This is a genomic window from Streptomyces humidus (assembly GCF_014649655.1).
GTDB classification, from domain to species: Bacteria; Actinomycetota; Actinomycetes; order Streptomycetales; family Streptomycetaceae; genus Streptomyces; species Streptomyces humidus.
In genome coordinates, this window is sequence record NZ_BMTL01000023.1 from 98,355 (window position 1) to 121,543 (window position 23,189).

General features: G+C 72.8%; 23 protein-coding genes. 14 read left to right on the forward strand and 9 right to left on the reverse strand.

Features of this window, described 5'->3' with window-relative positions; genetic code table 11:
• The first annotated feature begins 176 nt into the window (after nucleotides 1–176).
• The 3 genes from IE239_RS25790 (at nucleotide 177) to IE239_RS25800 (ending at nucleotide 4,360) form a co-directional block, all read left to right on the forward strand.
• Nucleotides 177–1,100, forward strand: a complete 924-nt coding sequence (locus tag IE239_RS25790; RefSeq protein WP_190151773.1) for a MurR/RpiR family transcriptional regulator — start codon at nucleotides 177–179, stop codon at nucleotides 1,098–1,100.
• A gap of 347 nt (nucleotides 1,101–1,447) precedes the next feature.
• Complete coding sequence (locus tag IE239_RS25795; protein ID WP_174855709.1) at nucleotides 1,448–1,825, forward strand: hypothetical protein; 378 nt, start codon at nucleotides 1,448–1,450, stop codon at nucleotides 1,823–1,825.
• 147 nt (nucleotides 1,826–1,972) lie between these two features.
• Nucleotides 1,973–4,360 (forward strand): SpoIIE family protein phosphatase, encoded by a 2,388-nt coding sequence (locus IE239_RS25800; RefSeq protein ID WP_190151841.1) that lies wholly within the window; start codon nucleotides 1,973–1,975, stop codon nucleotides 4,358–4,360.
• 190 nt (nucleotides 4,361–4,550) lie between these two features.
• Here IE239_RS25800 and IE239_RS25805 read toward each other — a convergent pair whose 3' ends face one another.
• Together IE239_RS25805 and IE239_RS25810 are read right to left on the reverse strand one after the other, a co-directional pair.
• Complete coding sequence (locus IE239_RS25805; RefSeq protein WP_229878311.1) at nucleotides 4,551–5,462, reverse strand: peptidoglycan-binding domain-containing protein; 912 nt, start codon at nucleotides 5,460–5,462, stop codon at nucleotides 4,551–4,553.
• Between the two features lie 104 nt (nucleotides 5,463–5,566).
• Entirely contained in the window at nucleotides 5,567–6,394 is an 828-nt protein-coding gene (locus tag IE239_RS25810) for an ATP-grasp domain-containing protein (protein WP_190151775.1), read from the reverse strand.
• Nucleotides 6,395–6,594: 200 nt separating this feature from the next.
• On the opposite strand from IE239_RS25810, the gene IE239_RS25815 reads away from it, so the two are divergent.
• The 3 genes from IE239_RS25815 to IE239_RS25825 all read left to right on the forward strand — a co-directional run bounded on the left by IE239_RS25815 (nucleotide 6,595) and on the right by IE239_RS25825 (nucleotide 8,876).
• A complete protein-coding gene (locus IE239_RS25815; protein WP_190151776.1) occupies nucleotides 6,595–7,443 on the forward strand; it encodes a bifunctional methylenetetrahydrofolate dehydrogenase/methenyltetrahydrofolate cyclohydrolase in 849 nt (282 codons plus the stop codon).
• A 147-nt stretch (nucleotides 7,444–7,590) separates the two neighbouring features.
• Nucleotides 7,591–8,301, forward strand: a complete 711-nt coding sequence (locus IE239_RS25820) for a TetR family transcriptional regulator (RefSeq protein WP_190151842.1) — start codon at nucleotides 7,591–7,593, stop codon at nucleotides 8,299–8,301.
• A 161-nt stretch (nucleotides 8,302–8,462) separates the two neighbouring features.
• The gene (locus tag IE239_RS25825; RefSeq protein ID WP_190151777.1) at nucleotides 8,463–8,876 is read left to right on the forward strand and encodes a Zn-ribbon domain-containing OB-fold protein; all 414 of its coding nucleotides are present in this window, start codon (nucleotides 8,463–8,465) and stop codon (nucleotides 8,874–8,876) included.
• Nucleotides 8,877–9,037: 161 nt separating this feature from the next.
• Here the strand turns inward: IE239_RS25825 and IE239_RS25830 are convergent, their stop codons facing one another.
• Complete coding sequence (locus IE239_RS25830; protein WP_190151778.1) at nucleotides 9,038–9,418, reverse strand: PPOX class F420-dependent oxidoreductase; 381 nt, start codon at nucleotides 9,416–9,418, stop codon at nucleotides 9,038–9,040.
• 206 nt (nucleotides 9,419–9,624) lie between these two features.
• On the opposite strand from IE239_RS25830, the gene IE239_RS25835 reads away from it, so the two are divergent.
• On the forward strand, nucleotides 9,625–10,989 hold the full coding sequence (locus tag IE239_RS25835) for a S1 family peptidase (protein WP_229878313.1): 1,365 nt from the start codon (nucleotides 9,625–9,627) through the stop codon (nucleotides 10,987–10,989).
• A gap of 192 nt (nucleotides 10,990–11,181) precedes the next feature.
• On the opposite strand, the gene IE239_RS25840 is transcribed toward IE239_RS25835, so the two are convergent.
• The 5 genes from IE239_RS25840 to IE239_RS25860 all read right to left on the reverse strand — a co-directional run bounded on the left by IE239_RS25840 (nucleotide 11,182) and on the right by IE239_RS25860 (nucleotide 15,349).
• The gene (locus tag IE239_RS25840; protein WP_190151780.1) at nucleotides 11,182–11,352 is read right to left on the reverse strand and encodes a hypothetical protein; all 171 of its coding nucleotides are present in this window, start codon (nucleotides 11,350–11,352) and stop codon (nucleotides 11,182–11,184) included.
• A 339-nt stretch (nucleotides 11,353–11,691) separates the two neighbouring features.
• Complete coding sequence (locus tag IE239_RS25845; RefSeq protein ID WP_190151781.1) at nucleotides 11,692–12,387, reverse strand: L,D-transpeptidase family protein; 696 nt, start codon at nucleotides 12,385–12,387, stop codon at nucleotides 11,692–11,694.
• A 199-nt stretch (nucleotides 12,388–12,586) separates the two neighbouring features.
• On the reverse strand, nucleotides 12,587–13,501 hold the full coding sequence (locus IE239_RS25850; RefSeq protein WP_190151782.1) for an SDR family oxidoreductase: 915 nt from the start codon (nucleotides 13,499–13,501) through the stop codon (nucleotides 12,587–12,589).
• Nucleotides 13,502–13,634: 133 nt separating this feature from the next.
• Nucleotides 13,635–14,264, reverse strand: coding sequence for an MBL fold metallo-hydrolase (locus tag IE239_RS25855; protein ID WP_190151783.1), 630 nt, complete (start codon nucleotides 14,262–14,264; stop codon nucleotides 13,635–13,637).
• Entirely contained in the window at nucleotides 14,264–15,349 is a 1,086-nt protein-coding gene (locus IE239_RS25860) for an S-(hydroxymethyl)mycothiol dehydrogenase (protein WP_190151784.1), read from the reverse strand. Before IE239_RS25860 ends, IE239_RS25855 begins: the two co-directional genes overlap by 1 nt.
• 168 nt (nucleotides 15,350–15,517) lie before the next feature.
• Between IE239_RS25860 and IE239_RS25865 the strand changes: the two genes are divergently transcribed.
• The 7 genes from IE239_RS25865 to IE239_RS25895 all read left to right on the forward strand — a co-directional run bounded on the left by IE239_RS25865 (nucleotide 15,518) and on the right by IE239_RS25895 (nucleotide 22,303).
• Nucleotides 15,518–17,272: an ABC transporter ATP-binding protein gene (locus IE239_RS25865; RefSeq protein WP_190151785.1), complete on the forward strand. Its 1,755-nt coding sequence runs from the start codon at nucleotides 15,518–15,520 to the stop codon at nucleotides 17,270–17,272.
• A gap of 176 nt (nucleotides 17,273–17,448) precedes the next feature.
• The gene (locus tag IE239_RS25870) at nucleotides 17,449–17,814 is read left to right on the forward strand and encodes a nuclear transport factor 2 family protein (RefSeq protein WP_190151786.1); all 366 of its coding nucleotides are present in this window, start codon (nucleotides 17,449–17,451) and stop codon (nucleotides 17,812–17,814) included.
• Nucleotides 17,802–18,104, forward strand: a complete 303-nt coding sequence (locus IE239_RS25875) for a hypothetical protein (protein ID WP_190151787.1) — start codon at nucleotides 17,802–17,804, stop codon at nucleotides 18,102–18,104. The genes IE239_RS25870 and IE239_RS25875 overlap by 13 nt, the downstream gene beginning before the upstream one ends.
• Nucleotides 18,105–18,879: 775 nt before the next feature.
• On the forward strand, nucleotides 18,880–20,346 hold the full coding sequence (locus IE239_RS25880) for an APC family permease (RefSeq protein ID WP_190151788.1): 1,467 nt from the start codon (nucleotides 18,880–18,882) through the stop codon (nucleotides 20,344–20,346).
• The gene (locus IE239_RS25885; protein WP_190151789.1) at nucleotides 20,343–20,729 is read left to right on the forward strand and encodes a hypothetical protein; all 387 of its coding nucleotides are present in this window, start codon (nucleotides 20,343–20,345) and stop codon (nucleotides 20,727–20,729) included. Before IE239_RS25880 ends, IE239_RS25885 begins: the two co-directional genes overlap by 4 nt.
• Before the next feature lie 13 nt (nucleotides 20,730–20,742).
• Nucleotides 20,743–21,663, forward strand: a complete 921-nt coding sequence (locus IE239_RS25890) for a carbon-nitrogen hydrolase family protein (RefSeq protein ID WP_190151790.1) — start codon at nucleotides 20,743–20,745, stop codon at nucleotides 21,661–21,663.
• Between the two features lie 4 nt (nucleotides 21,664–21,667).
• Nucleotides 21,668–22,303 (forward strand): TetR/AcrR family transcriptional regulator, encoded by a 636-nt coding sequence (locus IE239_RS25895; protein WP_190151791.1) that lies wholly within the window; start codon nucleotides 21,668–21,670, stop codon nucleotides 22,301–22,303.
• A 182-nt stretch (nucleotides 22,304–22,485) separates the two neighbouring features.
• On the opposite strand, the gene IE239_RS25900 is transcribed toward IE239_RS25895, so the two are convergent.
• Nucleotides 22,486–23,151: a TetR/AcrR family transcriptional regulator gene (locus tag IE239_RS25900; RefSeq protein WP_190151792.1), complete on the reverse strand. Its 666-nt coding sequence runs from the start codon at nucleotides 23,149–23,151 to the stop codon at nucleotides 22,486–22,488.
• Nucleotides 23,152–23,189: the final 38 nt, after the last annotated feature.

Here is a 23,189-nt window from a genome sequence, read left to right on the forward strand (position 1 = left end):
CCGGCCCGGGGAGCCGCCGCGTTCCGGCCGGTCCTTCGACGAGGTCGGCCGCCCGAGCCCGCCGTACCGGCGGTAAACCACGATCAGCAGGGGTGCGAAGGGCCGACTCGGTGCTCCCTTCCGGGACCGGCCGCTGAGCTATGTTGAGCCTCGTGGAAGACAAAGGAGGCGCACCGGTGCCATCGCCGCAGCAGGCACGCGCACAGGCATCAGCGATCACCTCGGGCAGAACCGGTCCGGAGACGGAGGTGTCCCCGACCTCCCGGCTCAGGGCCCTCTTCGACGGTCCCCGGCTGTCTCCGGGACAACGGCGGATCGCCCAGTACCTGATCGAGAACATCACCGAGGCGGCGTTCCTGTCGATCACCGACCTCGCGGAACGGGTCGGCGTCAGCCAGCCCTCGGTGACCCGGTTCGCCGCCGCGGTCGGCTTCAGCGGATACCCCGCGCTGCGGGAGCGGCTCCAGGCGATCGCGCTGGGCGCCCTGGCCGGCGGCCCGGCGGCGGCCGAGATGAACCGCAGCAACGAGCTCCAGGCGGCGGTGGAAGCCGAGATCGAGAACCTGGAGAACCTGCGGCGCGACTTCGCCGACCCGGACCGGGTCATCGACGTGGGCCGGCAGTTGTCCCGGTCGACGCCGCTGACGGTCCTGGGTCTGCGCATCTCGGCCTCGCTCGCCGAGTACTTCGCCTACGCCGCCCGCCGGGTCCACCCGGACGTCCGGCTGGTGACCCGCGGGGGCAGCGTCGCCTACGACGCGCTGCTGCAGTCCCGGGAGGCGGGCGGGACCTGGGTGCTGGCGTTCTCGATGCCCCGGCACGCGCAGGAGACGCTGACCGCCGTACGGGTCGCGCGCAGCGCCGGTCTCAAGGTCGCCCTGATCACCGACCTGGCGCTGGGGCCGTTGGCCGACGAGGCCGACGCCACGTTCGTCTCCGGGACCGGGTCCCGGCTGGTCTTCGACTCCTACGCGGCGCCCGGCGTGATGGCCGCGGCCCTGCTCCAGGCCATGACGGACGCGGGACCCGAGCGCACCCAGGCCCGGCTGGAGGAGTACGAGCAGATCGCCGAGCAGCACCAGTTCTTCCTGAGGGAATGACCGGTCGTCCCGGACCGCCCTGCTCCATCCCCGCACCGCCCCTGCTCCTCCCCCACCCACCCCCCTCCGACGAAAAGCACCAAAGGGATCATTGCGGCCATTTCGCGCATGAATGTTTTCATACGTCTTGCAAAGAAGACGGCATATATAAATACTGCTCACGGCCGCACCCGCCCGCCAAGGGCTCCTGTACGGGCACCCGAAAGCCGCCGTCCCCTACCCGCGTCGGCGCCCAGGGTGTTCGGGGCATCGCTTGCGCGAGCGCCCGTGGCGGCCCCGGTCTTCCCCTGGACCGGGGCCGCCCCGAACCGTCGGACCACCGTCACGACGCCACACACCCGGAAGCGATGATCATGACCCTGACGACGACGCGCATCGGCTCGGACTGGCCGTGCCAGGTGAAGACCCCCGGCAGCTACGACTGGGAACGGTCGGCCGCCAAGTGGCTGCGCGAGCTGGTGCCCGCCCGCTACGCGAGCTATCCCGCGCTGCTGCGCCACCCGGTGCTGCTCGCCCGCCATGCGCAGATCCAGGTCCAGAACGAGGTCCGGGTGGCCCGCACCGCTCTCCAGACGGCGCGCGCCGACCTGCCCCGGCTGGGGATGCCCGAGTCGGTGATCGAGCACACCATCAAGATGTACGCCGCCGAGGTGATGCAGTTGCAGCACATCGCCCGCAGCGTCCGCGCCGTCACCCAGGCGCTGGTGGACCAGAACGGCCGCTGAGCAGGACGGTCCGCTCCCCCGCCCGGGGTGTATCGCCCCTGGCGGGGGCGTTGCCGCAAGACCGCGATCGAATCCACGTCCGTGTGCCATGCTCGAGGCGTGACGAGCGAACCCGCCCTGCCCGCGGAGTCCGGCGGGGTGCCCGACATGGCCGCGCTGACCCGGGTGGTGGCACTCCAGCGCGCGGAGATGGACCGCCTCCAGGAACTGGCGGCCGCCTCGGCCGTGCTGGAGCGGGCCAAGGGCGCGCTGATGGCGCAGCGCGGCTGCTCGCCGGACGCCGCCCAGGCGGAACTGCAGCGGCGGGCGAAGGCAGGCCTGCGGTCGCTGCTGGAGGAGTGCTGGATCACCCTCGGAACCCTCGTCTGCACGCCCGGCTCCGAACCTGCGCCCGGGTCCGAGCCTGCGCCCGGCGGCGAACCTGCGCCCGGCGGCGAACCTGCGCCCGATCCGGTCCAGGCCGTCACGCCGGACCCGGCGCCGCCGCCCTTCGCCGACGAGGTGGACGCCACCGCCCTGGGCCTTCTGAGCCGCGCCCTGGTCCGGGTCGGCACCCCGCAGGATCTCGCCCACCGCCTGCTGGACCACCTCGCCTCGGACGTGGGCGCAGACGCCGTGATGATCTACGCCCGCACGCCCGGCGGAGGGCTGGAGCTCCTCGCGCACGCCGGCGTCGACGCCCCCCTTGCCGACCAGTGGAGCCGGGTGCCGCCCGTGAGCGGGATCGCCGCGCTGGACGCCCTGCGCGCCGACGAGCCGCGCTGGCTGGAGGACCCGGCCAAGGACGCCGAACAGTACCTGCTGATCGGGGACCAGCCGCGGCGCTGGCGGTCGCGCGCCTGGCTGCCCGTGACGACGGGCGGGTCCGCCGACGTCGCGCTCGGCATCCTGCGCCGGTCCCCGGGCCCCTTCACCGCCCGGGTGCGGGAACACCTGCTGGCCGTCGCCCAGCTCTGCGCGGGCCCGCTGCGCACCTTCGTGGCCCGCAAGCCGCCGGACCTGGGGGCCGTCGCCGACGCCGTGCAGACGGTGTTCGACCGGCTCCCCGTCGCCGCGGTGCTGCTCGCCCCGCTGGCCTCCGACGGTGGGCGGGTGGCGGACTTCCGCGTCGACGCCGCGACCGGCGGGGCCTTCGACGCCCTGGGCCGCAGCGGGCGCGACCTGGTCGGCCTGCGCTTCCTCGAGTGCTGGCCGGAGATCGCCGACGAACCGCTGTGGGAGGGCTGCCTGCGGGCGCTGAGCACCGAGGAGCCCTACGAGAGCGAGCCGTTCGCCCGGCAGCAGCTGGTGGCCGGATCCAGCGAGCTGGCCACCTACACGGCCCGGGCGGCGCGGCTGGGCGACGGCCTGGTCGTCAGCTGGGTGCGCCACGACCCCTCCGACCGGCAGGAACAACGACTGGCCGACGTGCAGCGGCTGGGCAACCTGGGCTGGGCGAACTGGAACCTGGTCACCGGCGAGGGCAACTGGTCCTCCCAGGTCTTCGCCATCTTCGATCGCGATCCCGCCCTGGGCGTCGTCCCGCTGCACGCGCTCCCCGGCCTCGGCCTGGCCGAGGACGTGCCCGTGCTGGCCCGCGCCGTCGGCGAGCTGGTGCGCCGGGGCCGGCCCTGTGACGTGCCGTTCCGCATCGTCACCCAGGACGGCGTCCGCCATCTGCGGATGGTCGCCGAGGCGATGCCGGACACTCAGGGCGCGCCCGTCGAGGTGCACGGGTTCGTACAGGACCTCACCGTGCAGCGCAACGCCGAACTCGCGCTGGTGGCCAGCGAACGGGCGATGCTCACCCAGCACGGGGTGCTCCAGGCCGAACGCACCGTGGCCGCCCGGCTGCAGGACGCGCTGCTGCCCCTGCCGGAGCAGCCCGTCGAGCTGGCCGGACTGCGCGTGGACATCGCCTATCTGCCGGCGCAGGCGGGCCTCAACGTCGGCGGCGACTGGTTCAGCGCCATCGAACTGCCCGACGGCGACGCCCTGTTCGTGGTGGGCGACGTGGCCGGGCACGGCATGGGCGCCGTCGCCGCGATGGCCCTGCTGCGCTTCACCGCCAAGGGCATGATCATCACCGGGTCCTCACTGACCGGGGCGCTCTCCCGGCTCAACGCCCTGCTGCTGCACTCCCGCGACCCGCACTGCTCGGCGACCATGGTCATGGCCCGCTACAGTCCGCGCGAGCACCGGCTGGTGTGGGCGCAGGCCGGGCACCCGCCACCGCTGCTGGTGCGCGACGGCGAGGCACGTTACCTCGAGCGGCCCTTCGGGATGCTGCTCGGCGCGACGGACGCGCCCCGCTACGAGGAGGCCGCGGTCGACCTGCGGCCCGGCGACCGGCTGCTGCTCTACACCGACGGCCTGGTCGAACGGCCCGGGGAGAGCATCGACCGGGGCCTTGAACGGCTCGCCGACGCTGCCGGACCGAGCGGCGCGGGGGCCCCGGCCCCGCTGGAGCGGCTGCTGGGCGCGCTGCTGGACCCGGAGAGCCGCGACGACGTGTGCGTGTGCGACATCCAGGTCCCCCTCGACGGCGAGCGGTAGGAACCGCCGACCGGTCCGGCGCCCGTCCCCCACCGGGCCCGGTCCGGCTCGCCGGGGTCCAGCCGGCCGGTCCCCGGCGCTCGCTCCTCCCCTGCCGGGCCCGGTCGGGCTTCCCCTGGTCCGCCCGGCCCCGGTCCGGCGTATGCCGTGCCGTCAGCCCGTCAGCCCGTCAGACAGCGGCGGTCGGCGGTCATCCGGCGTGCGAGGCGGTGCGCGACTCCAGATCGCGGCGCGTGTCGTCCCCGTAGACGCCGCTCTCGTCGCCGCGGATGCCGTACCAGAGCTGGAAACGCGCCACGGCGTCGGTGAGAACGCTGTCGTAACGCCCGTCGGTGGGGCCGTGGTCGTACACGTTCGGGATGCGCAGCAGTCGCCGTTGGAGGTCGGTCACCTCCGGACCGCTGTCTCCCTCGCGCAGGGTTCCGGTGCCGTCGGGGTCGGCGGACACGGTCGCGGCGGCGGACGGGGCGGTGGACGGAAGGGCCGCCGCCACCGGCGGGGGCGTCTCCGCGGCGGCCTCGCCGCCCCGGCCCGGCAGCAGGAGCGCGCACGCGAAACCGATCAGGGCCGCCGCGCACACGCCCACCGTGATCGCGGCGCGTCGCAGGCCCGTTCCGGAGTCGGCGCGGGAGCGCGCGCGTCCGCCGCCCGCCGCAGGCGCGGCTCCCGGCCCGCCCCGCCCCCGCGCCGTCGCGCCGCTGGTCCGACCGCCGGGCGCGGGCGCGGACCGGGAGCCGGGCGCGGACCGGGAGCCGGGCGCGGGTGGGCGGCCGGTCGGGACGCCGGGCCCCGTCCGGTCGCGACCGGGCGCCGGGCGGAAGCCGCCGCGTTCACTCGCCCAGTCCGAGCCGCCGCGGGGCGCCGTCGCGGTCGCCGTGCGCGTGGTCACCGGCGGGAGCTCCTCCGTCTCCGCCTCGCCGCGGGACGGCTCCGGCGGCAGCTGGATCGCCTCATAGGCGTCGGCGTCCCGGGTCGGCTCGGTCATCTCGCGGATCTCGCGGATCAGCTCCGCGAGGGCGTCGGTGTTGCGCGGTCGCAGGACCCGGATGGGTTCCAGGACCGGGCGCTCGTGCGGCTTTCCGGGTTCCTCCGGCGTCGGCACGCTCATCTCCCTCCCGTGGGTCCCCCGGGAGAGATACGGGCGTGCGGGCCGCGGGGTTCACCCGGCGCCGTGCATGTCCGGGCCCGCTCCCCGACCCGGCGCCCTCACCCCGCGAGGAAGCGGCGCAGCGAACGGGTCGTCGCGGCGACGAAGGCGTCCCGCCCGGCGTCGTCGAGGGCGTCCAGCGACAGGTACGGGTTGAGGTCCTCCAGTTCCACCAGCAGCAGTTCCCCGTCCGGGGCGCGGCAGGCGTCCACGCGCTGGATGCCGTGCGCGAGGTCGTTCCAGTCGACGAAGCGACGGGCGAACTCCAGGTCGCGCACGGTCGGCTCGTACGGTTCGAGCTGCCAGCGGCGGTCCGGGTGCGGGGCGTACAGGGCGTACTGGAAGTCGTGGTCGACGTAGGTGAAGGAGACCTCGTAGCGGAAGTCGACGCACGGCTGGACGAGTGTGGAGCCGTCGGCCGACTCGGGCAGGGCGTCGGGGCCGACGATCCGCAGGCCCAGGGAGTCGGCGCCGAGCCTGGGCTTGACGACGTAGCGGTCGGCCGCGGGCAGCAGGTGCAGGTGCTCGGGGCGGTCGACGGTCGGGATCACGGGGTAGCCCTCGGCGCTCAGGTCGACGAGGTACTGCTTGCCGACCATGTCGGCGCGGCCGGTGAGCGGGTTGTAGACGCGTACGCCCTCACGCAGCGCGCGCTCCCGGAACGCCTCGTACTCCTTCTGGTAGCCGAGGACCGGGCCGCTGTTGCGGACGACCACGCCGTCGAAGGCGTGCATCAGGGCGGCCGCGTCCAGCGGATGGCACAGGGCGAGGTCGAAGTCCGCACGCAGGCGGGAGGCGAGGAAGACGTCCTCGTCGCCGTAGCGGCGACCGCGCGCCGGATAGGCCAGGTCGGTGACGTAGAGGAGACGGGGGCGAGCGGCGGGCATGCGGGTCTCCCGGAGGGCTGCGAAACGGTGCGGAAAGGTTACGTCAGAGGGCGACGCCGACCCGGGCGGGGCGGCCGGGACGGCGGCACGGCTGCGGCGGGCGGGACGGCTGCGGCGGGCGGGACTCCTGGCAGGCAGTGGGCGAACGGGTCGTACGATGAAAGGACCGTCGTCTTCTCCTGAAGGGCCCGCCGACTCCCGTGACCACCGCAACACTTCTCGACGGCAAGGCCGCCGCGGCCGACATCAAGAGCGAACTCGCCCTGCGCGTCCAGGCGTTGAAGGAGCGCGGGGTCACCCCGGGGCTCGGCACCATCCTCGTCGGCGACGACGCGGGCAGCCGTTCCTACGTCGGCGGCAAACACCGCGACTGCGCGCAGGTCGGCATCGCCTCGATCAGGATCGAGCTGCCCGCCGACGCCTCCCAGGCCGACGTGGAAGCCGCCGTGCTGCGGCTGAACGCCGACCCGGCGTGCACCGGCTTCATCGTGCAACTGCCGCTGCCCGCGCCGATCGACACGCACGCCGTGCTGGAGCTGATCGACCCGGTCAAGGACGCCGACGGTCTCCACCCGACGAACCTGGGCCGGCTGGTGCTGGGCATCCCCGGCCCGCTGCCCTGCACCCCGCGGGGCATCATCGACCTGCTGCGCCGCAATCACGTGCCGATCACGGGCCAGCAGTTCTGCGTCATCGGCTGCGGGGTCACCGTGGGCCGGCCGCTGGGGCTGATGCTGACCCGCAGCACCGAGCACGCCACGGTCACGCTGTGCCACGAGGCCACCCAGGACACGGCCGCGCACGCCCGGGAGGCGGACGTGGTGGTCGCCGCCGCCGGGGTCGCGCACATGGTCAGGCCCGACTGGATCAAGCCGGGCGCGACCGTGCTCTCCGTGGGCCTGACCCGCACCGTCGAGGGCATCCTCGGCGACGTGCACCCGGACGTGAGCGACGTCGCAGGGTCCTTCGCGCCGCCGGTCGGCGGCGTCGGGCCGATGACCCGGGCGATGCTGCTGACCAACATCGTCGAGGCCGCGGAGCGGATCTGACGCCGGACGCAGGAGGCCGGGCACGGCGCCCCGGACGCCGACGTGTGGCACTCCGTTCCCCTTGAGAGGGAACCGAGTGCCGCACGTCGGCACAGGTGTTACGTTCCGTGCATGAGCGCCACTGACAAGGCGGAGGCCAGGCCGCCCATGCGGGACGCCCTGGTCGCGGCGGCCTTCCGGCTGTTCCTGGAGCGGGGCTACGAACAGACCACCGTCGACGACATCGTGACGCTCGCGGGGGTCGGCCGGCGGTCCTTCTTCCGCTACTTCCCCTCCAAGGAGGACGTGGTCTTCCCCGACCACGAGCGGTGTCTGGCCGACATGACCGCCTTCCTCGCCGCGAGCGGGACGGAGCACGAGCCGGTGCGCCGCGTCTGCGAAGCCGCCCGGCTGGTCCTGCTCATGTACGCGGAGAACCCCTCCTTCTCCGTACAGCGCTACCGGCTCACCAAGCAGGTGCCCGGACTACGCGCGTACGAGGTGTCGGTGGTGTGGCGGTACGAGCGCGCCCTCGCCGAGTATCTGCGGGGCCGCTTCACCGGCCGGCGCGACGGCCACCTCCGGGCCGACGTGATCGCGGCCGCGGTGGTCGCCGCCCACAACAACGCGCTGCGCTCCTGGCTGCGTTCGGACGGGCGGGGCGAGGCGACCGCGACCGTGGACCGCGCGCTGGAGTACGTGCGGTCCGCGTTCGGCCCGCATCCGGAGCCGTCCCCCGACGAGCGGCCGACGCCTGCCGGGGAACCGCCGCGCGCCGCCGTCGCACGTCCCGAGGACGTCGTCGTCATCGTCTCCCGGCGCGGGACCCCCCTGTGGCGGGTGGTGCAGGAGATCGAGACGGCCCTGGGGCGCGACTGACCACCGGAAGAACCCTCCATTTCAGGGGTACGCAGTGCCTTTACGAGTGGCACTGAGTGCCATACCCTGTGGGCGTGCACGGCGGCACGGTCGACCGGGCACGTCCGTGCACGGGTGAACCGCGCACGTGGATTCCGGCCGAGTGCAGGGAGTTGACCCGCGTGTACCACCACTCAGGAAACGTCGTCCAGCAGGCCGCCGGCTCCGCGGCGGGCCTCCTCGACCGCGTGAGCGCCGACGGCGACGCGATCCTCTTCCAGCGCTGCACCTGGTGCGGCACCGCCATGTACCACCGTCTGCTGTGTCCGGTCTGCCAGGGCAGCGACCTGCGCACGGAGCGCAGCGAGGGCGCCGGGACGGTGCGCCACGCCACCGTGGTGCACCGCAACACCCCTTCCGCGCGCAACGTGTCGCTCGTCGAGATGGCCGAGGGGTTCGTCGTCCGCGGCCGGGTCATGGGCCCGCTGATCGGCATCCACAGCGGCGACCGCGTCCGCCTGTCCACCGTCAAGGACCCGGTGCGGGGCGAGCCGGTCTTCCGGCTCCTCGACGAGCCGTACCGGGCCTGGCACTAGGTTCCACGGCACCGGTCCGGTCTGCCGGCCCTTCCTGCCGCTGCCGGACGCCCCGAGGGCGGCCGCCCCGGTCGTGGGCGCGCCATGGCGCGCCGGGACAGAGGGAGCCGGAGAGAGGGGAGGGGGCACGGACCGCGCGGTCCGTGCCCCCTCCGCGTGCGTCACAGCGTGATGCGGATCCCCACGGTCCCGTCCGGGCCGCGGCGCAGTCTGCTGCCGAGCAGCGTGAGCCGCCCCACGAGGCCGTACTTGCGGGCCAGCAGGGTCCGATAGCGGGCGGTGGTCTGCGCGTCGCAGATCTCCGCCGTCGCCGGGACCTGTGCGCCGGTGGGCTTCCCGCGGACGTCGCACGGGCCGACGAGGACGTCGCCGCGGGCCCGGATCCGCTTGACCTTCCAGGCGTCGGCGGCCGACCAGGCCCCGAGCGCGTCGCCGTCGCGCACCACCCACACGGGGGTGGCCACCCCGGTCCCGTTCTTCCGGTAGCTGGTGATCAGCAGGTACTTGCCCGCGGCCAGCCGGTCGATCGCCTTCTCTGCCATGTCCGCAGTGTAGGCAGCGGAGGGGGCCGGGGCCGGGCGGGCCGCGGACTGCGAGGTGATCACTTCCGGGCTGAACGCCGGAGCACCCATGCACGTATCCAGGGTGAGGGCGCTCAACGACCGGAGAGCCCCGCGGTGTTCAGGCCGCGCGTTCAGGGTTTCGGGAGCCATGCATGAGGCACGTACGACGACGGACCGTCCGGCGAATGACCCGGCTGGCGGCGGTCGGCGGACTCCTCCTGGGAGGGGCCATGGTCACGCAGGCGGCGATGGCGAGCGAGCCGCCCGCCGCGACGGCGACGGTGCGCAGCGCCGCCGCGCCCGTCGTCAGCAATCCGGGGGCGGCCCTCGTCAAGAAGCTCGGCGCCGCGCGCACCGCGGGCACCTGGATCAACGACGACGGACGGCCGGTGGTCGCGGTCACCGACGAGGAGACGGCCGACGCCGTCCGGGCGTCGGGCGTCGAGGCGAAGGTCGTCTCGCACAGCATGAACGAGCTGAAGTCGGCCACGGCGACCCTGCGGTCGGCGCCCAAGGTGCCCGGCACGGCCTGGGTGATGGACTACCGGACCAACCAGGTCGTCGTGCAGGCCGACAAGACGGTGTCGGCCGCCGACTGGTCGCGGCTGACGGACACGGCCGCCGGCATCGGCAGCTTCGTGCGCATGGAGCGCACCGCCGGCGCGTTCACCACCCGGATCAACGGCGCGCAGCCCATCCTGTCGACCGGCGGACGCTGCTCGGCCGGCTTCAACGTGACGAACGGCAAGAGCGACTTCATCCTCACCGCCGGGCACTGCGGCCCGACCGGTTCGGCCTGGTTCTCCGACAACCAGGCCGAGCAGCAGGTGGGCCAGACGGTGAACTCCAACTTCCCCGGCAGCGACTTCTCGCTGGTGCAGTACGCGAACGGCAAGGCCGGCGACGGCGCCGACGTGGTGGCGATCGGCAACGGCAACGGGGTGCGCATCACGGGCGCCGGTGACGCGGCCGTGGGCCAGCGGGTGTTCCGCAGCGGCAGCACCAGCGGGCTGCACGACGGCCAGGTCACCGGTCTGGACGCGACGGTGAACTACCCCGAGGGCACGGTCAGCGGGCTCATCGAGACGAACGTGTGCGCCGAGCCGGGCGACAGCGGCGGCCCGATGTTCTCCGACGGCATCGCCCTCGGCGTCACCTCCGGCGGCAGCGGCGACTGCAAGACCGGGGGCACGACGTTCTTCCAGCCGGTCACCGACGCACTGGCCCAGCTCGGCGGCGTCCAGTTGATCGTGGCCGCCCCCTCCGCCGGCGCCCAGGGCGCCACGCAGGGCTCCTCGGCCGGTCCCGCGCCGGCCTCCTCCCCCACCCAGGCGGCGATCGCCCCGGGCTCCGCCTCCCCCGGCACGACGACGCCGGTGACGGGCGGCGGCAACGTGTCCCTGGCCGCGCGGCTCACCGACCCGAGGAACATCGGCCCCGGGCTGCTGGTCATCGCGGGCAGCATGGTCGCCCTGGTCGCGACCCGGTACTTCCGCGCCGAACAGGACCGTAAGGCCTACCAGCGCTACTACTCGGCGACCTGGGGGTGACCCCGCCCGAGTGCCGCCCGGGGCGGTGAACCGGGGGGCGGACGGGCCTCGGGCGGCGGGCAGGCGCGGCGGACGAGGCCGGTACAAAGGGAGAGGAAGAGGAGCCCGTGCGCCCGGGGGCTCTTCAGACGAGGGCCCCGAGGCGCGGCCCCGGGGCCGGTGGAACGCCGGGCCGACCCGCCGGGCCGACCTTCAAGCCGCCTCGCCGGGCTGTGGAGCGGCGGCCCACTCCAGGACGAGCCGCTGGTACTCCTCGCGCTGCTCGACGCTCAGTGTCCCGCCGGACCGGAACCACAGGGCCCGGATCTCCTCGTTGACCTCGGCCGCCGATCGCTCGGAGCGGGTTTCAACAGTGGTGGACATGATGTGAATCTTAGGGCGTCCGGCGTGAAGGCCGCGTGAGTCATACCCAATAAAGCGGACATACCGGACGTGTTGCTGATCACGTCCTCTGTCAACCCCTTCGGCGCAGATCGCGGCGACATCGACGCCGTCGAGGTGACCGGGCTCACGTGCATGACGGGTGAGACGAGCCGGTACAACCCGGCGACCGTGCACGCGCGCAACCAGATCGCCGAGGGCGCCTTCGGGCGAAGTCCGCGCGGCAAGGCGGCATACGGCTGGACACACCGGACTTCGGGGACGCTCCTGAGGCGGCCCGGGTCGCCGGGGACCCGGGCCGCCTCAGGAGCGTGCGCGGTCTCAGGTGCCCGGCTTGCGGCCGTACACGAAGACGTCGTCGCCGGTCTTCAGCAGGGACCAGTACTTCTTGGCGGTCGTCGACGTCATGTTGACGCAGCCGTGGGAGCCCGGCGGGTTCCACATGCTCAGGCCGACCGAGTGAAAGGCCTGCCCGCCGTCGAAGAACTGGCTGTACGGCATGGGCACGTTGTAGATGGTCGAGACGTGGTTGAGGTGACGCCAGTAGATCTTCTTCAGACCGGTGCGGGTCTCGTACCCGTCCCGCCCGGTGCGGACCGGGACGGGCCCGTAGACGAGCCTGCTGCCGTCCTGGATCCAGCTGATCTGCAGGGTGAGGTTCACGCAGGCGATACGGCCCTTGTTGGTCGGGCACTTGCCGGCCTTGTTGGGCTTGTTGCCGACCGCCTTCTGCTTGTTCATCAGGTCCATCACGCCCCAGGTGACGGGCCCGGCGTAGCCGATGCTGGGCGTGATGCCGTGCTTGTTCTGGAAGGCGCGGACGGCGCTGCAGTCGGCGGCGGACTGCTTTCCGTCGACAGGCCGGCCGAGGAACTTCTCCACCTGCTTCTGGTACGGCCCGGCCTGCGTCGTACAGCTCGCGGCCTGCGCCGGCGCCGCGCCCAGCGCGAGCGTCAGCGGTGCCACGAGTCCCGTGACCCCCAGCGCGACGACCCCTCGTCTGCGTATGTCCCCCATGGCTGCCCTCTCCCTGGCATGGTGTGTCGTTCTCGCAGTGGTAGACCGCTCTGCGCGGGCGGCGGTTGTACGACGACGCATGCTGTGACGAAACAGTGAAGTTCGCCGTCCGCCCGGTCGGCCCGGCGCTGCCCGCGCCCGCCGGGCCGACCACGGCCGACGGACGCCGGGCGGGAGCGAACGCCGGGAGGGCGGCGGCTCAGCGGTAGCCGGTGGTGTCCGCCGGCTTTCCCGCGTCCTGGACCTCGACCAGATAGCGCCAGGCGTCCGGCCGGCTCCCGTCGAGGTCGGTGAAGCCGAACTCCCGGGCGAGGCCGCCGCTGGAGAGGGACTGCCCGTTGAACCGGGCGACGCCGGGGTCGGCGGCGAGGGCGGCGACGGCCCGGCCGACGAAGCGGGGCGTCTCGGAGATCGCGAAGTGCGGGACGCGGTCGAGGGCGTCACGCCAGTTGTCCTCGCGGACGCCGAACTGGTCGAGCATCAGCTCCGAGCGCATCCAGCCCGGGGTGAGCGCGACGGCGGTGGCCCCGCGTGGCCCGATCTCGTGGGCGAGGGCGAACGCCATGCGCAGGACGGACGTCTTGGCGAGGTCGTAGAAGAGGTTCACACGGTAGGTGTCGCGGTTGTACTCGGCGGTGCCGTCGGTCATCTCGACGACGAGGCCGCCCGGCCGGCGCAGCAGCAGCGGAAGGGCGTGGTGGCTGGTGACGGCGTGGGTCTCGACGGCGAGCCGGAGCAGCCGCAGCCCGTTGTCGAGGTCGTGCTCCCAGACCGGGGTGTCCCACTCGAAGAGCTTCTCGCCGCCCCAGACGTCGTTGACGAGGACGTCGAGGCGGTCCTGTTCGCGTGCGATGCGGTCGACGAGGGCGCGGACCCGCGCGGGGTCGAGGTGGTCGGTGGGGACGGCGATGCCGCGGCCCCCCGCCTCGGTGACCAGGTCGGCGGTGTCCTCGATCGTCTCGGGGCGGTCGTACTCCGAGCGCCCCTCTCGGGTGCTGCGTCCGGTCACGTAGACGGTGGCGCCGGCCGCCCCCAGCTCCACGGCGATGCCCCGTCCCGCACCCCGGGTGGCCCCCGCCACCAGTGCGACCTTGCCTTCCAGCGGCCCAGACATGTCCGGCCTCCCTGTTCCTGTGTCCTCGCGGCAGTGGTGTTCGCCTCGATGGTCCAGGGAAAACCGGACGTCTTCTGTCGCCTTTCGGCGGCTCTCACCCGGCCGGGTGTCGAGCCGCCTCCTGCGCTATGGATCAGTGCCCCCGGGCGATCCACTCCTCCAGGTGCGGCGCCTCGTCCCCGATGGTGGTCTCGTCCCCGTGTCCGGTCAGCACCCGCGTCCCGGGCGGGAGGGCGAGCAGCCGGTCCCTGATGGAGGTGATGATCGTCGGGAAGTGGGAGTAGGAGCGGCCGGTCGCGCCGGGGCCGCCCTGGAAGAGGGTGTCGCCGGTGAACAGCACTCCCAGTCCCTCGTCGTACAGGCACACCGCGCCGGGCGCGTGCCCGGGAGTGTGCAGGACGGTCAGGTCGGCGCCCGCGGCCTCGATGACCTGGCCGTCGACGAGGTGGGCGTCCGGTTCGCGGTCGGGGTGGGTGAGCCTCCACAGCGGGAGGTCGTCGGGGTGCAGCCAGATGGTCGCGCCCGTGAGGTCCGCGAGGGCGGGGGCGGCGCCGATGTGGTCGTTGTGGGCGTGGGTGCAGACGATGGCGGTCAGCCGCCGGTCGCCGACGGCCTCGGCGATGGCGGCGGCGTCGTGGGCGGCGTCGATGACGACGGCCTCGTGGTCGTCGCCGACGATCCACACGTTGTTGTCCACGTCCCAGGTGCCGCCGTCGAGGCTGAACTGGCCCGAGGTGACGAGTCGTTCGATACGCGCGGCCATCACAGCACCACCACCGAACGCAGGACGTCCCCGTGGTGCATCCGCTCGAACGCCTTCTCCACCTCGTCCAGCCGGATCGTCTCGGTCACGAACGCGCCGAGATCCAGCCGCCCTTGCAGATGCAGGTCGATCAGCATCGGGAAGTCGCGGGAGGGCAGACAGTCGCCGTACCAGGAGGACTTCAGCGCGCCACCGCGTCCGAACACGTCCAGCAGGGGGAGTTCGAGTTTCATCTCCGGCGTGGGCACGCCGACGAGGACGACCGTGCCGGCGAGGTCGCGGGCGTAGAACGCCTGCCGGTACGTCTCCGGCCGGCCGACCGCCTCGATCACCACGTCCGCGCCGAACCCGCCGGTGAGTTCGCGGATCGCCTCGACCGCGTCCGTCGTCCTGGAGTTCACGGTGTGCGTGGCGCCCATGCCGCGCGCCGTGTCCAGCTTGCGGTCGTCGACGTCGACGGCGATGATCTTCGCCGCGCCGGCCAGCCTCGATCCCGCGATCGCCGCGTCGCCGACGCCGCCGCAGCCGATGACCGCGACCGAGTCACCGCGGCCGACGGCGCCGGTGTTGATCGCGGCGCCGATGCCCGCCATGACCCCGCAGCCCAGCAGACCCGCCACCGCCGGCGACACCGACGCGTCGACCTTCGTGCACTGTCCGGCCGCGACCAGCGTCTTCTCCGCGAACGCGCCGATGCCCAGGGCCGGGGAGAGCTCGGTGCCGTCGGTGAGGGTCATCCGCTGCTCGGCGTTGTGGGTGTCGAAGCAATACCAGGGGCGCCCGCGCAGACAGGCACGGCACCGGCCGCACACGGCCCGCCAGTTCAGGATGACGAAGTCACCCGGCGCGACGTCCGCGACGCCCTCCCCGACCGACTCCACCACGCCGGCCGCCTCGTGGCCGAGCAGGAACGGGAACTCGTCGTTGATGCCGCCCTGCTTGTAGTGCAGGTCGGTGTGGCAGACCCCGCAGGCCTGGATCTTCACCACTGCTTCGCCCGGGCCGGGGTCCGGGATCACGATCGTCTCCACGCGCACCGGCTCGTCTCGGCCCGGCGCGATCACTCCGCGCACTTCCTGCGGCATTGCAGCCCCTTTCCTCGTCGGTCGTCCGTCCCGAGGCCGACCCTACGCGTGACTGATCGGTAAGGGCACGGGCGACGGGGCCGACCGGCGCCGCGAACCCGTACCCGGGGCCACGCGCGGTGGCCGCCGTCGTAGCCTGGTGCTTCCGCCGAACCCCCGAGGAGCCTCGTGACCATCGCCCCGACCGCCGGCGACCGGCCCCCGTGGCGGCTGCTGCTCGACTACGTGCGACCGCACCGCGGGGCCCTGCTCACCGGCGCCGTCCTGTCGCTCGTGACCGGCGCCACCGGGCTGCTGCTGCCGCTCGTGGCAAGGGAGTTGATCGACGACCTGGGCCATGACCGGGAGATCACGGGTGCGTTGCTCGCCCTGACGGCACTGGTCGTCGCCAACTCGGCGGTGGGAGCCCTGGGTTCGTACGTGCTGCGGCGGACGGCCGAGTCGGTGGTGCTCGGTGCGCGGCGGGCGCTGTCGTCGTATCTGCTGCGGCTGCGGATCACGGCGGTCGACCGCAGCGAGCCCGGTGATCTGATGGCCCGCATCACCTCCGACACTACCCTGCTGCGCGAGGTCACCACGGACTCCCTGGTGGGCCTCGGCACCGGCGGGCTGACGCTGGCCGCCACGGTCGTGATGATGGGCCTGGTCGATCCGGTGCTGCTCGGGGTCACGCTGGCCGTGATCCTGTGCGCGGGAACGGTCCTCGGGGTGATCGTGCCGCGCATCAACCGGGCGAGCCGGCGTGCGCAGGACGCCGTGGGGGTGATGGGGGCCTCGCTGGAGCGGGTGCTGGGCGCGTTGCGCACGGTGAAGGCGTCGGGCGCCGAGGAGCGTGAGGAGGCGACGCTGCACGCGGCCGCCGAGGAGTCCTGGCGGCAGAGCGTGCGGGCCGCCAAGTGGTCGGCCGCGGCCGGGAACACGGCGGGGCTGGCGATGCAGACGGCGTTCATCACCGTCCTCGCGGTCGGCGGGGCGCGGGTGGCGACCGGTGCGATCCAGATAGGCACGCTGGTGGCGTTCCTGCTGTACGTGTTCTATCTGATGTCGCCGATCCAGCAGGTGGTGGGGGCCGTGACCCAGTACCAGACCGGTTCCGCGGCCCTGAGCCGCATCCAGGAGGCGCTGGGGCTGCCCGCCGAGCCGGTGTCCCGGCCCGCGACGCTCCCCGCGCCCGCCGCCGCACCGGCCTCGCTGGCCTTCTCCGACGTCCGTTTCCGGTACGCCGACGACCTGCCCCCCGTCCACCACGGCGTGACGTTCGCCGTGCCGGCCCGGGGCATGACCGCGTTCGTCGGGCCGTCGGGCGCCGGCAAGACCACGGTGTTCTCGCTCATCGAGCGGTTCTACGATCCCGAGTCCGGCACCATCGCCCTGGACGGCCGCGAACTCGCCGACTGGGACCTGTCGGAACTGCGCTCCTCCATCGGCTATGTGGAGCAGGACGCGCCCGTCCTGTCGGGCTCGCTCCGCGACAACCTGTTGCTGGGGAACGCCGAGGCGGACGACGACGCCGTGCGGGGCGTGCTGAAGACGACCCGGCTCGACGACCTCGTCGCCGGGCTGCCCCAGGGGCTGGAGACGCTGGTGGGGCACCGCGGGACCAAGCTGTCCGGCGGTGAACGGCAGCGGGTGGCGATCGCCCGCGCTCTGCTGCGCCGCCCTCGGCTGCTGTTGCTGGACGAGGCGACCTCCCAGCTGGACGCGGTGAACGAGGCGGCGCTGCGCGACACGGTCGCCGACGTCGCCCGTACGACGACCGTTCTGGTGGTGGCCCACCGCCTGTCGACCGTCACGATGGCCGACCGGATCGTCGTCATGGACGCGGGCCGGGTCCGCGCGGTGGGCACGCACCGCGAACTCGTGGCAGCCGACCCGCTCTACGCGGAACTCGCGGCGACCCAGTTCCTCGCGACGGTCGACTGAACCTGCCGGGCGGGTGCGCCCGGGAACGCGAGGAGACGCGCGGGAGCACGCGCCCGGCCGAGGGGTGGAGGGACCCGGCCCGGCTTGCCGAGCCCGGCAGGCGGGAGGAGCCTCGAAGGTGAGGGGTCGGCGGCCCGCCCTTCCACCCGGGGCCACGGCCCTCGGAGGAGGTCACCATGGGCACCGCGGCAGGCTCCGCCTTCGACACCGAGACCCTGCGCAGGGGCATCGAAGGACGGACCCCGACGGCACTGCTGTCGCTCTACGCCGACGACGCGGAACTGCGCGTCGTCGACCACCAGGCACAACCCAGCCACCCCAGGACGCTGCACGGCCGGGACGAGATCGCCCGGATGCTCGACGACGTCTACAGCAGGGACATGACCCACAAGCTGGAGGAGTGCGTCATCCAGGGCGACCGCGCCGCCTACAGCGAGTCCTGCCGGTACCCGGACGGGGTGCGCGTGCTGTCCGAGTCGATGATCACGCTGCGGGACGGCAAGATCGTCGAGCAGACGATGATCCAGGCATGGGACGAGTAGGGAGGAGGACCGCCAGGGTCCAGGTCACCTCCCGGCTGACCTGGACCTTCTCGGCTACGACACGGCTGGGACGGTCGCGCGCGGCGACCCGCTCCCGGCTGCCCGCGCCGGCTTCGTCGGCAGGCCGACGCGTCGGCCTGGTCCTGCTGCGGACCGCGCTGCGAGCGGCGCGCCCCCGTCCCGCTCTCCCGTCCTCACGCGCCCGCACCGGCAGCACCGGCAGCACCGGCAGCACCGGCAGCACCGGCAGCACCGGCACCGTGCGATCGCGCCGCGTCCGCCGCCGTTGAGCGGCGCCCCGGCCCCCGGGGGACCTCGGTATCGGCCCGGGCCGGGGCGGCGGAGAACGGCGGGGCCGGCGACGGGTGCGACGGGCCTGCCCCGGTGGAGACGGGCCGCCGCGCCAGGTCGGTGCGTGCCGAAGCCAGGGCCGTCGGAGGGTGAAGTCAGCAGCTGCGACAGACCTGCCGGAACGACCCGCGGGACCCCGTTCCCGGATCCCGCCGGAGGTCCCGGGGCTCCGTCGCTCCGGTCGGCCTGACCTGACCTGGCCTGACCTGACCTGACCGAAGGAAGCACCGGGGTGCCGCCCAGGACTTGTCCGGCCTGCCTGGACGAACGGCTCAAGGGCGCGGCGGGCCGACCCGTTCTGGTGCCCGGGACCATCGCCGTGGACCGGGCGGGGCAGGTTCGTCTGTCCTGGCCGGCGACCTGCGCCCCTGACGCCGGCCCCCGACCCGGAGTGTGGTCCGCCGCGTGCGACAGCCCGGCGGACCACACCGCCGTCCCCGCGCGAGTCGTGTTCCGGGCGACCGTCGTGCAGTCGGCCGGACAGGCCACCACGAGACCACCGTCAGCCTGATCGGCGACGGTGTGTTCCGGCTGCTTGAGTCTGCGGCCGGACCATCCGGCCGCAGGCCCGGGTCGCGTCCACCGCTGTGACGATCCGGTTCCCGGCCTCGGCCGGACCTCCGGCGACTCCTTCGAGGACCGCCCGCACAGGACCGTTGACAAGGAAGCCTGTCCACCTCATAGTCTCCCTATCGATCGATAGGGAGTGGGTCAATGACAGAACACGCGGGCCAGAACGACACCCGGCTGGAGGAGCTCGGTTACCGCCAGCAGCTGCGCCGGGGACTGGGCATCTGGTCCACCTTCTCCGTCGGCGTGACGACCGTCGCGCCCGTCGTCGGGCTCTACGCGATCTTTTCGCTCGGCTCTTTGCTGAGCGGTCCCGCATGGCTGTGGATGCTGCTCGCCAGCCTCGCCGCGCAGTTGCTCGTGGCCGTCGTGTACGCGGAACTGGCTTCGGAGTTTCCGGTGGCCGGCGGGCCGTACCAGTGGGTGCGGCGACTGATCGGGCCGCGTGCGGCCTGGTTCACCGGCGTCGTCTACATCTCGGCGGTGACCGCCGCGCTCACCACGGTGGCATATCTCGCTGCGCCCTGGGTGGGTCTGCTGTTCACCGGCAGCGAGCCGCACGGAATGACCCGCTACCTCATCTCGGCCGGCCTGCTGGTCCTCGCTCTGGCCCTCAACGGGTCAGGCGTGAAGATCATGCGTGTCGTCGTGATCGCGGGCCTCGGAGCGGAGATCGTCGGTTCCATCGTCGTCGGGCTGGTCCTGCTGCTCTTCTTCCGGGTGCACGACTTCTCCGTGCTGTTCGAGACGTTCGGGGCCCCGGCATCCTCGGGCAACTCCACCGGCGGGGCGCTCCTGGCCACGCTCGCCGTCTGCGGATGGGCCTTCGTCGGCTTCGACTCCAGTGCCTCGGTCGCCGAGGAGACCAAGGGCGCCGACGCAAACGTACCGCGCGCGATCGTCAGGGCCACCGCGGTCGTGGGCGGCGCGGTGGTGCTGGTCGCCGTCGCGGTCATGCTCGCCACCCGGGATCTGGCGGCCGTCGTGCACGGCGAGGTGGCCGACCCCGTCACACCGACGGTCATCGGCTCGTTCGGATCCTGGTCGGAGAAGCCGTTCCTCGCCGTCATCGTGGTGACGTTCCTCGCGTGTCTGGTCTCGATGCAGGCCTATCTGGGCCGTGTCTCCTTCGGCCTGGCCCGGGACGGCATGCTGCCCGCGTCGAAGAAGCTCGCCTCGGTCACCGGCCGTGGCCGCGTGCCGCTGGCAGCGATGGCGGCCACCAGCGCCGCCGCCGCGGCCGGGCTGCTGCTCGGCCTGAACGACGGCGCGATCGGCACCATGATCACTTTCGGTACGGGCGGGCTGTACATCACCTTCCTCCTCGTCGTCACCGCGGCACTGTTCGCCCGGCTCACCGGGCGCTGGCTCCCCGGGGGAACCCTGCAACTCGGCCGCAAAGGCGTGGTCGTCAATGCGCTGGCGTTCTGCTGGCTCGCGTTCGAGACCGTCAACATCGCCTGGCCTCGCACGATCCTCGCCCCACCCGGCGCACCGGCCTGGCAGGTCTGGGCGGTCGTCTGGGTCTTCGCGGCTCTCGCCGGCCTCGCGGGCCTCTATCTGGCGGTCGTCCGCCCGCACCTCGGCGCGGAGACAGGAAGGGCATCGTGAAGGACATCGGCGTCCTCGGGGCAGGCGGCCTGATCCTGCTCGTCATCGGCGGCTGGTCGGGGCTCCTCCTCTATGTCTCGCTGGGCAAGCCGAAGGGCTGGGCCCGTATCAAGGAGTGGCAGCGGCTGCGGCAAGGCCATGTCGACGCTCTGATCATCGGCGCCGTGCTCATATCCGCCGACGCGCTGATCACCGCCGGGCCCGTCACCTCCGCCGCGCTGCTGGTGTCCGGCTACTACACGGCGATCTCCACCGGTGCACTCGCCTGGTGGCCGGACTTCCCCCAGCGCAACCGCTGGGTCTCACGCCTCGATGTCAGTTGCCTCACCGCTTTCGCCGCCGCCTGGACCTGGGTAGCGGTGTGCGCCATCGCCGGCTGGTAAGGAGCCACTTCCCATGACCCGTATCTGTGTCGTCCAGAAGCCCCCGCACCTCCTCGACCTCGACGCCGGCACCGAGGCAGCCGTAGGGCACATCGCCGAAGCGGCGGCGCTCGGCGCGGACCTGGCCGTCTTCCCGGAAACCTGGCTCGGCGGCTACCCGGCCTGGGTGTTCGGGCTCGCGGGCTGGAACGACGCCGAGGCCCGCCACTGGTTCCAGCGGCTGGTCACCGCCAGTGCCACCGCCGACGGCGACCACATGCGGGCCCTGCGCCAGGCCGCAGCCACCCACGGCGTCAACGTGGTCATCGGCTTCAACGAACGCAGCGGACCCCACTCGGCCACCCTGTACAACAGCGCCGCCACCATCAGCTCCGGCGGAGAACTCCTGGGCGTGCACCGCAAGCTGCTCCCCACCCACACCGAACGCCTGGTGTGGACCCCGGGCGACGCCCACGGCCTGCGCGCGTACGACACCTCGGCCGGCCGGGTCGGCAGTCTGGTCTGCTGGGAGCACTGGCACCCCATTGCCCGGCACGCGCTGCATCACAGCGACGAGCAGATCCATGTGGCCCTCTGGCCCGACATGCCCGAAGCCCACCGGCTGGCATCCCGCTCGTACGCCTTCGAGGGCCGCTGTTTCGTGGTCAGCGCAGCGACCTGGCTGCCGGTGACCGACGTTCCGCAGGAGATCAGGGCAGCGTACGCCCTCGGGGTCGGCGCGGACGCCGACAGTGAGGCGTTCTTCCCCGGCGGTTCAGGCGTGGTGGGCCCCGACGGTGAATGGCGTACCGAGCCGGTCCTCGGCCCGGCCATGGTCGTGGCGGACATCGACCTCACGGACACCGTCGCCTACAAGCACGACCTCGATGTCACCGGTCACTACGACCGGCCCGACCTGCTCCGGTGGTCGGTCCAGGACGCGCGGATACGCTGAGCGAATGTCCCGTACCGACAAGATCACCAACAGCACGCGCCAACGCATCCTCGCGGAGGCCGCGTTGTTGTTCCGCCGCCACGGCTACCGTGGTACCTCCACCCGTCAGATCGCCGAGGCGGTGGGCATCAAACAGCCCTCCCTGTTCCACCACTTCCCGAACAAGCAGGCGATCCTGGAGGAGTTGCTGGCGATCAGCCTCGACGACTCCCTCGCCCGGGCCCAGCGCGCGGCGAGCGCGTCGGGCCCGGTGGCGCGGCGGCTGTACGACTACGTTCTCTGGGACCTCGCCACCCTGCACCGGCTGCCCTTCGCGCTGTCCGGGATCTACGCCCACGACGTGCTCCAGGATCCTGCCCTGGCCCCCTGGAGCACCAAGCTCGAAGCGCTCTACGCCAACCTGCGCAGCCTGATCGACCAGGGGGTCCGCAGCGGGGAGTTCCGCCCCATGAGCCCCGGTCTCGGCCAGGCCATGGTGGCCGGAGTGACCCTCTCCCACATCGACTACGCCGCCGAGCACACCGGCGGTGACCCCGACGAACTGGCCTTGGCAGGAGCCGCGTTCATCCTCGGCGGACTGCTGCGTGACCCGGAATCGCTGGACCGCCTGGTGAAGAGCCATGATCGACCAAGCTCATGATGCCCCGGCTCTGTCGGACCACGCGGCTCTGACAGGGCAGCCGGGCTTCTTCCCGCCCCCACGGAAGAACCCCTGACGTTCACCCCAGAGAACCTCGTCGCGACCGCCGCCGCGCGGCCGAAGCCCCGGCACACTCCCGCCACCCGGCGAATGACCAGGTCAGACAGCGAATGCCGGCTGGATTACAAGGCGGGCGTCGGGGTCCACCCCGGCGGTCTCAGTATTCCCAGCAGTTGGCGCACCAGTTCGTCGACCACCTCGTCCAGCGTCGCGTCCACCCAGCCCGCGCTCCAGTCGTGCAGGAGGCCGTTGACGCTGCCGATGAAGGCGGCGGCCGCGAGACGGTAGTCGCGGGGGGCCGCTTCGCCGCGCTCGGCCGCTGCCGTCGCCTCGGCGCAGATCAGCTCGACCCAGCGGGCGCGCCGGGCCAGGCGCTGCTCCTCCAGGCGGGGGCTCACGCCGACGATCTCGACGAAGGTGATCCGGATCCGGTGCGGGTCCGTGGTGACGTCGGCCGCGTAGGCTCGGAAGATCGCGGTGACGCGCTCGGTGAGCGGCAGGCCCTGCGCGTCGACGAATGCGGCGAGGACCGCTTCCTCGGCCCAGTCGTTGACCTGCAGATGCAGCGCTGCCAGGACGTCCTCGAGGGTGCGGAACTCCTCGTAGAACTGGCGCGTGGACAGCCCGGCCGCCTCGCTGAGCGACGCGACCGTGGTGCCGCGGTAGCCGGGGCTGCCGCCGAACAGCCGCAGTGCCGCCTCCAGAAATCTTCCCCGGCGTTCGGCCTGCCGCTCCTCGGCGGATTTTCCGCCGTAACGGCCGGTCGGCGCTCTGAGCCTGCCCGCCACTGGCCCTCCCTCGTCGTTCCGTGCTCCCCCGCCGCCAA

Excerpts from the sequence above, each read along its gene's own strand:
- IE239_RS25795 (WP_174855709.1), top strand. The coding sequence starts at position 1,448 with ATGATCATGACCCTGACGACGACGCGCATCGGCTCGGACTGGCCGTGC.
- IE239_RS25800 (WP_190151841.1), top strand. The coding sequence starts at position 1,973 with ATGGCCGCGCTGACCCGGGTGGTGGCACTCCAGCGCGCGGAGATGGAC.
- IE239_RS25810 (WP_190151775.1), bottom strand. The coding sequence starts at position 6,394 with ATGCCCGCCGCTCGCCCCCGTCTCCTCTACGTCACCGACCTGGCCTAT.
- IE239_RS25820 (WP_190151842.1), top strand. The coding sequence starts at position 7,591 with ATGCGGGACGCCCTGGTCGCGGCGGCCTTCCGGCTGTTCCTGGAGCGG.
- IE239_RS25830 (WP_190151778.1), bottom strand. The coding sequence starts at position 9,418 with ATGGCAGAGAAGGCGATCGACCGGCTGGCCGCGGGCAAGTACCTGCTG.
- IE239_RS25835 (WP_229878313.1), top strand. The coding sequence starts at position 9,625 with ATGACCCGGCTGGCGGCGGTCGGCGGACTCCTCCTGGGAGGGGCCATG.
- IE239_RS25840 (WP_190151780.1), bottom strand. The coding sequence starts at position 11,352 with ATGTCCACCACTGTTGAAACCCGCTCCGAGCGATCGGCGGCCGAGGTC.
- IE239_RS25845 (WP_190151781.1), bottom strand. The coding sequence starts at position 12,387 with ATGGGGGACATACGCAGACGAGGGGTCGTCGCGCTGGGGGTCACGGGA.
- IE239_RS25850 (WP_190151782.1), bottom strand. The coding sequence starts at position 13,501 with ATGTCTGGGCCGCTGGAAGGCAAGGTCGCACTGGTGGCGGGGGCCACC.
- IE239_RS25855 (WP_190151783.1), bottom strand. The coding sequence starts at position 14,264 with ATGGCCGCGCGTATCGAACGACTCGTCACCTCGGGCCAGTTCAGCCTC.
- IE239_RS25860 (WP_190151784.1), bottom strand. The coding sequence starts at position 15,349 with ATGCCGCAGGAAGTGCGCGGAGTGATCGCGCCGGGCCGAGACGAGCCG.
- IE239_RS25870 (WP_190151786.1), top strand. The coding sequence starts at position 17,449 with ATGGGCACCGCGGCAGGCTCCGCCTTCGACACCGAGACCCTGCGCAGG.
- IE239_RS25875 (WP_190151787.1), top strand. The coding sequence starts at position 17,802 with ATGGGACGAGTAGGGAGGAGGACCGCCAGGGTCCAGGTCACCTCCCGG.
- IE239_RS25880 (WP_190151788.1), top strand. The coding sequence starts at position 18,880 with ATGACAGAACACGCGGGCCAGAACGACACCCGGCTGGAGGAGCTCGGT.
- IE239_RS25890 (WP_190151790.1), top strand. The coding sequence starts at position 20,743 with ATGACCCGTATCTGTGTCGTCCAGAAGCCCCCGCACCTCCTCGACCTC.
- IE239_RS25895 (WP_190151791.1), top strand. The coding sequence starts at position 21,668 with ATGTCCCGTACCGACAAGATCACCAACAGCACGCGCCAACGCATCCTC.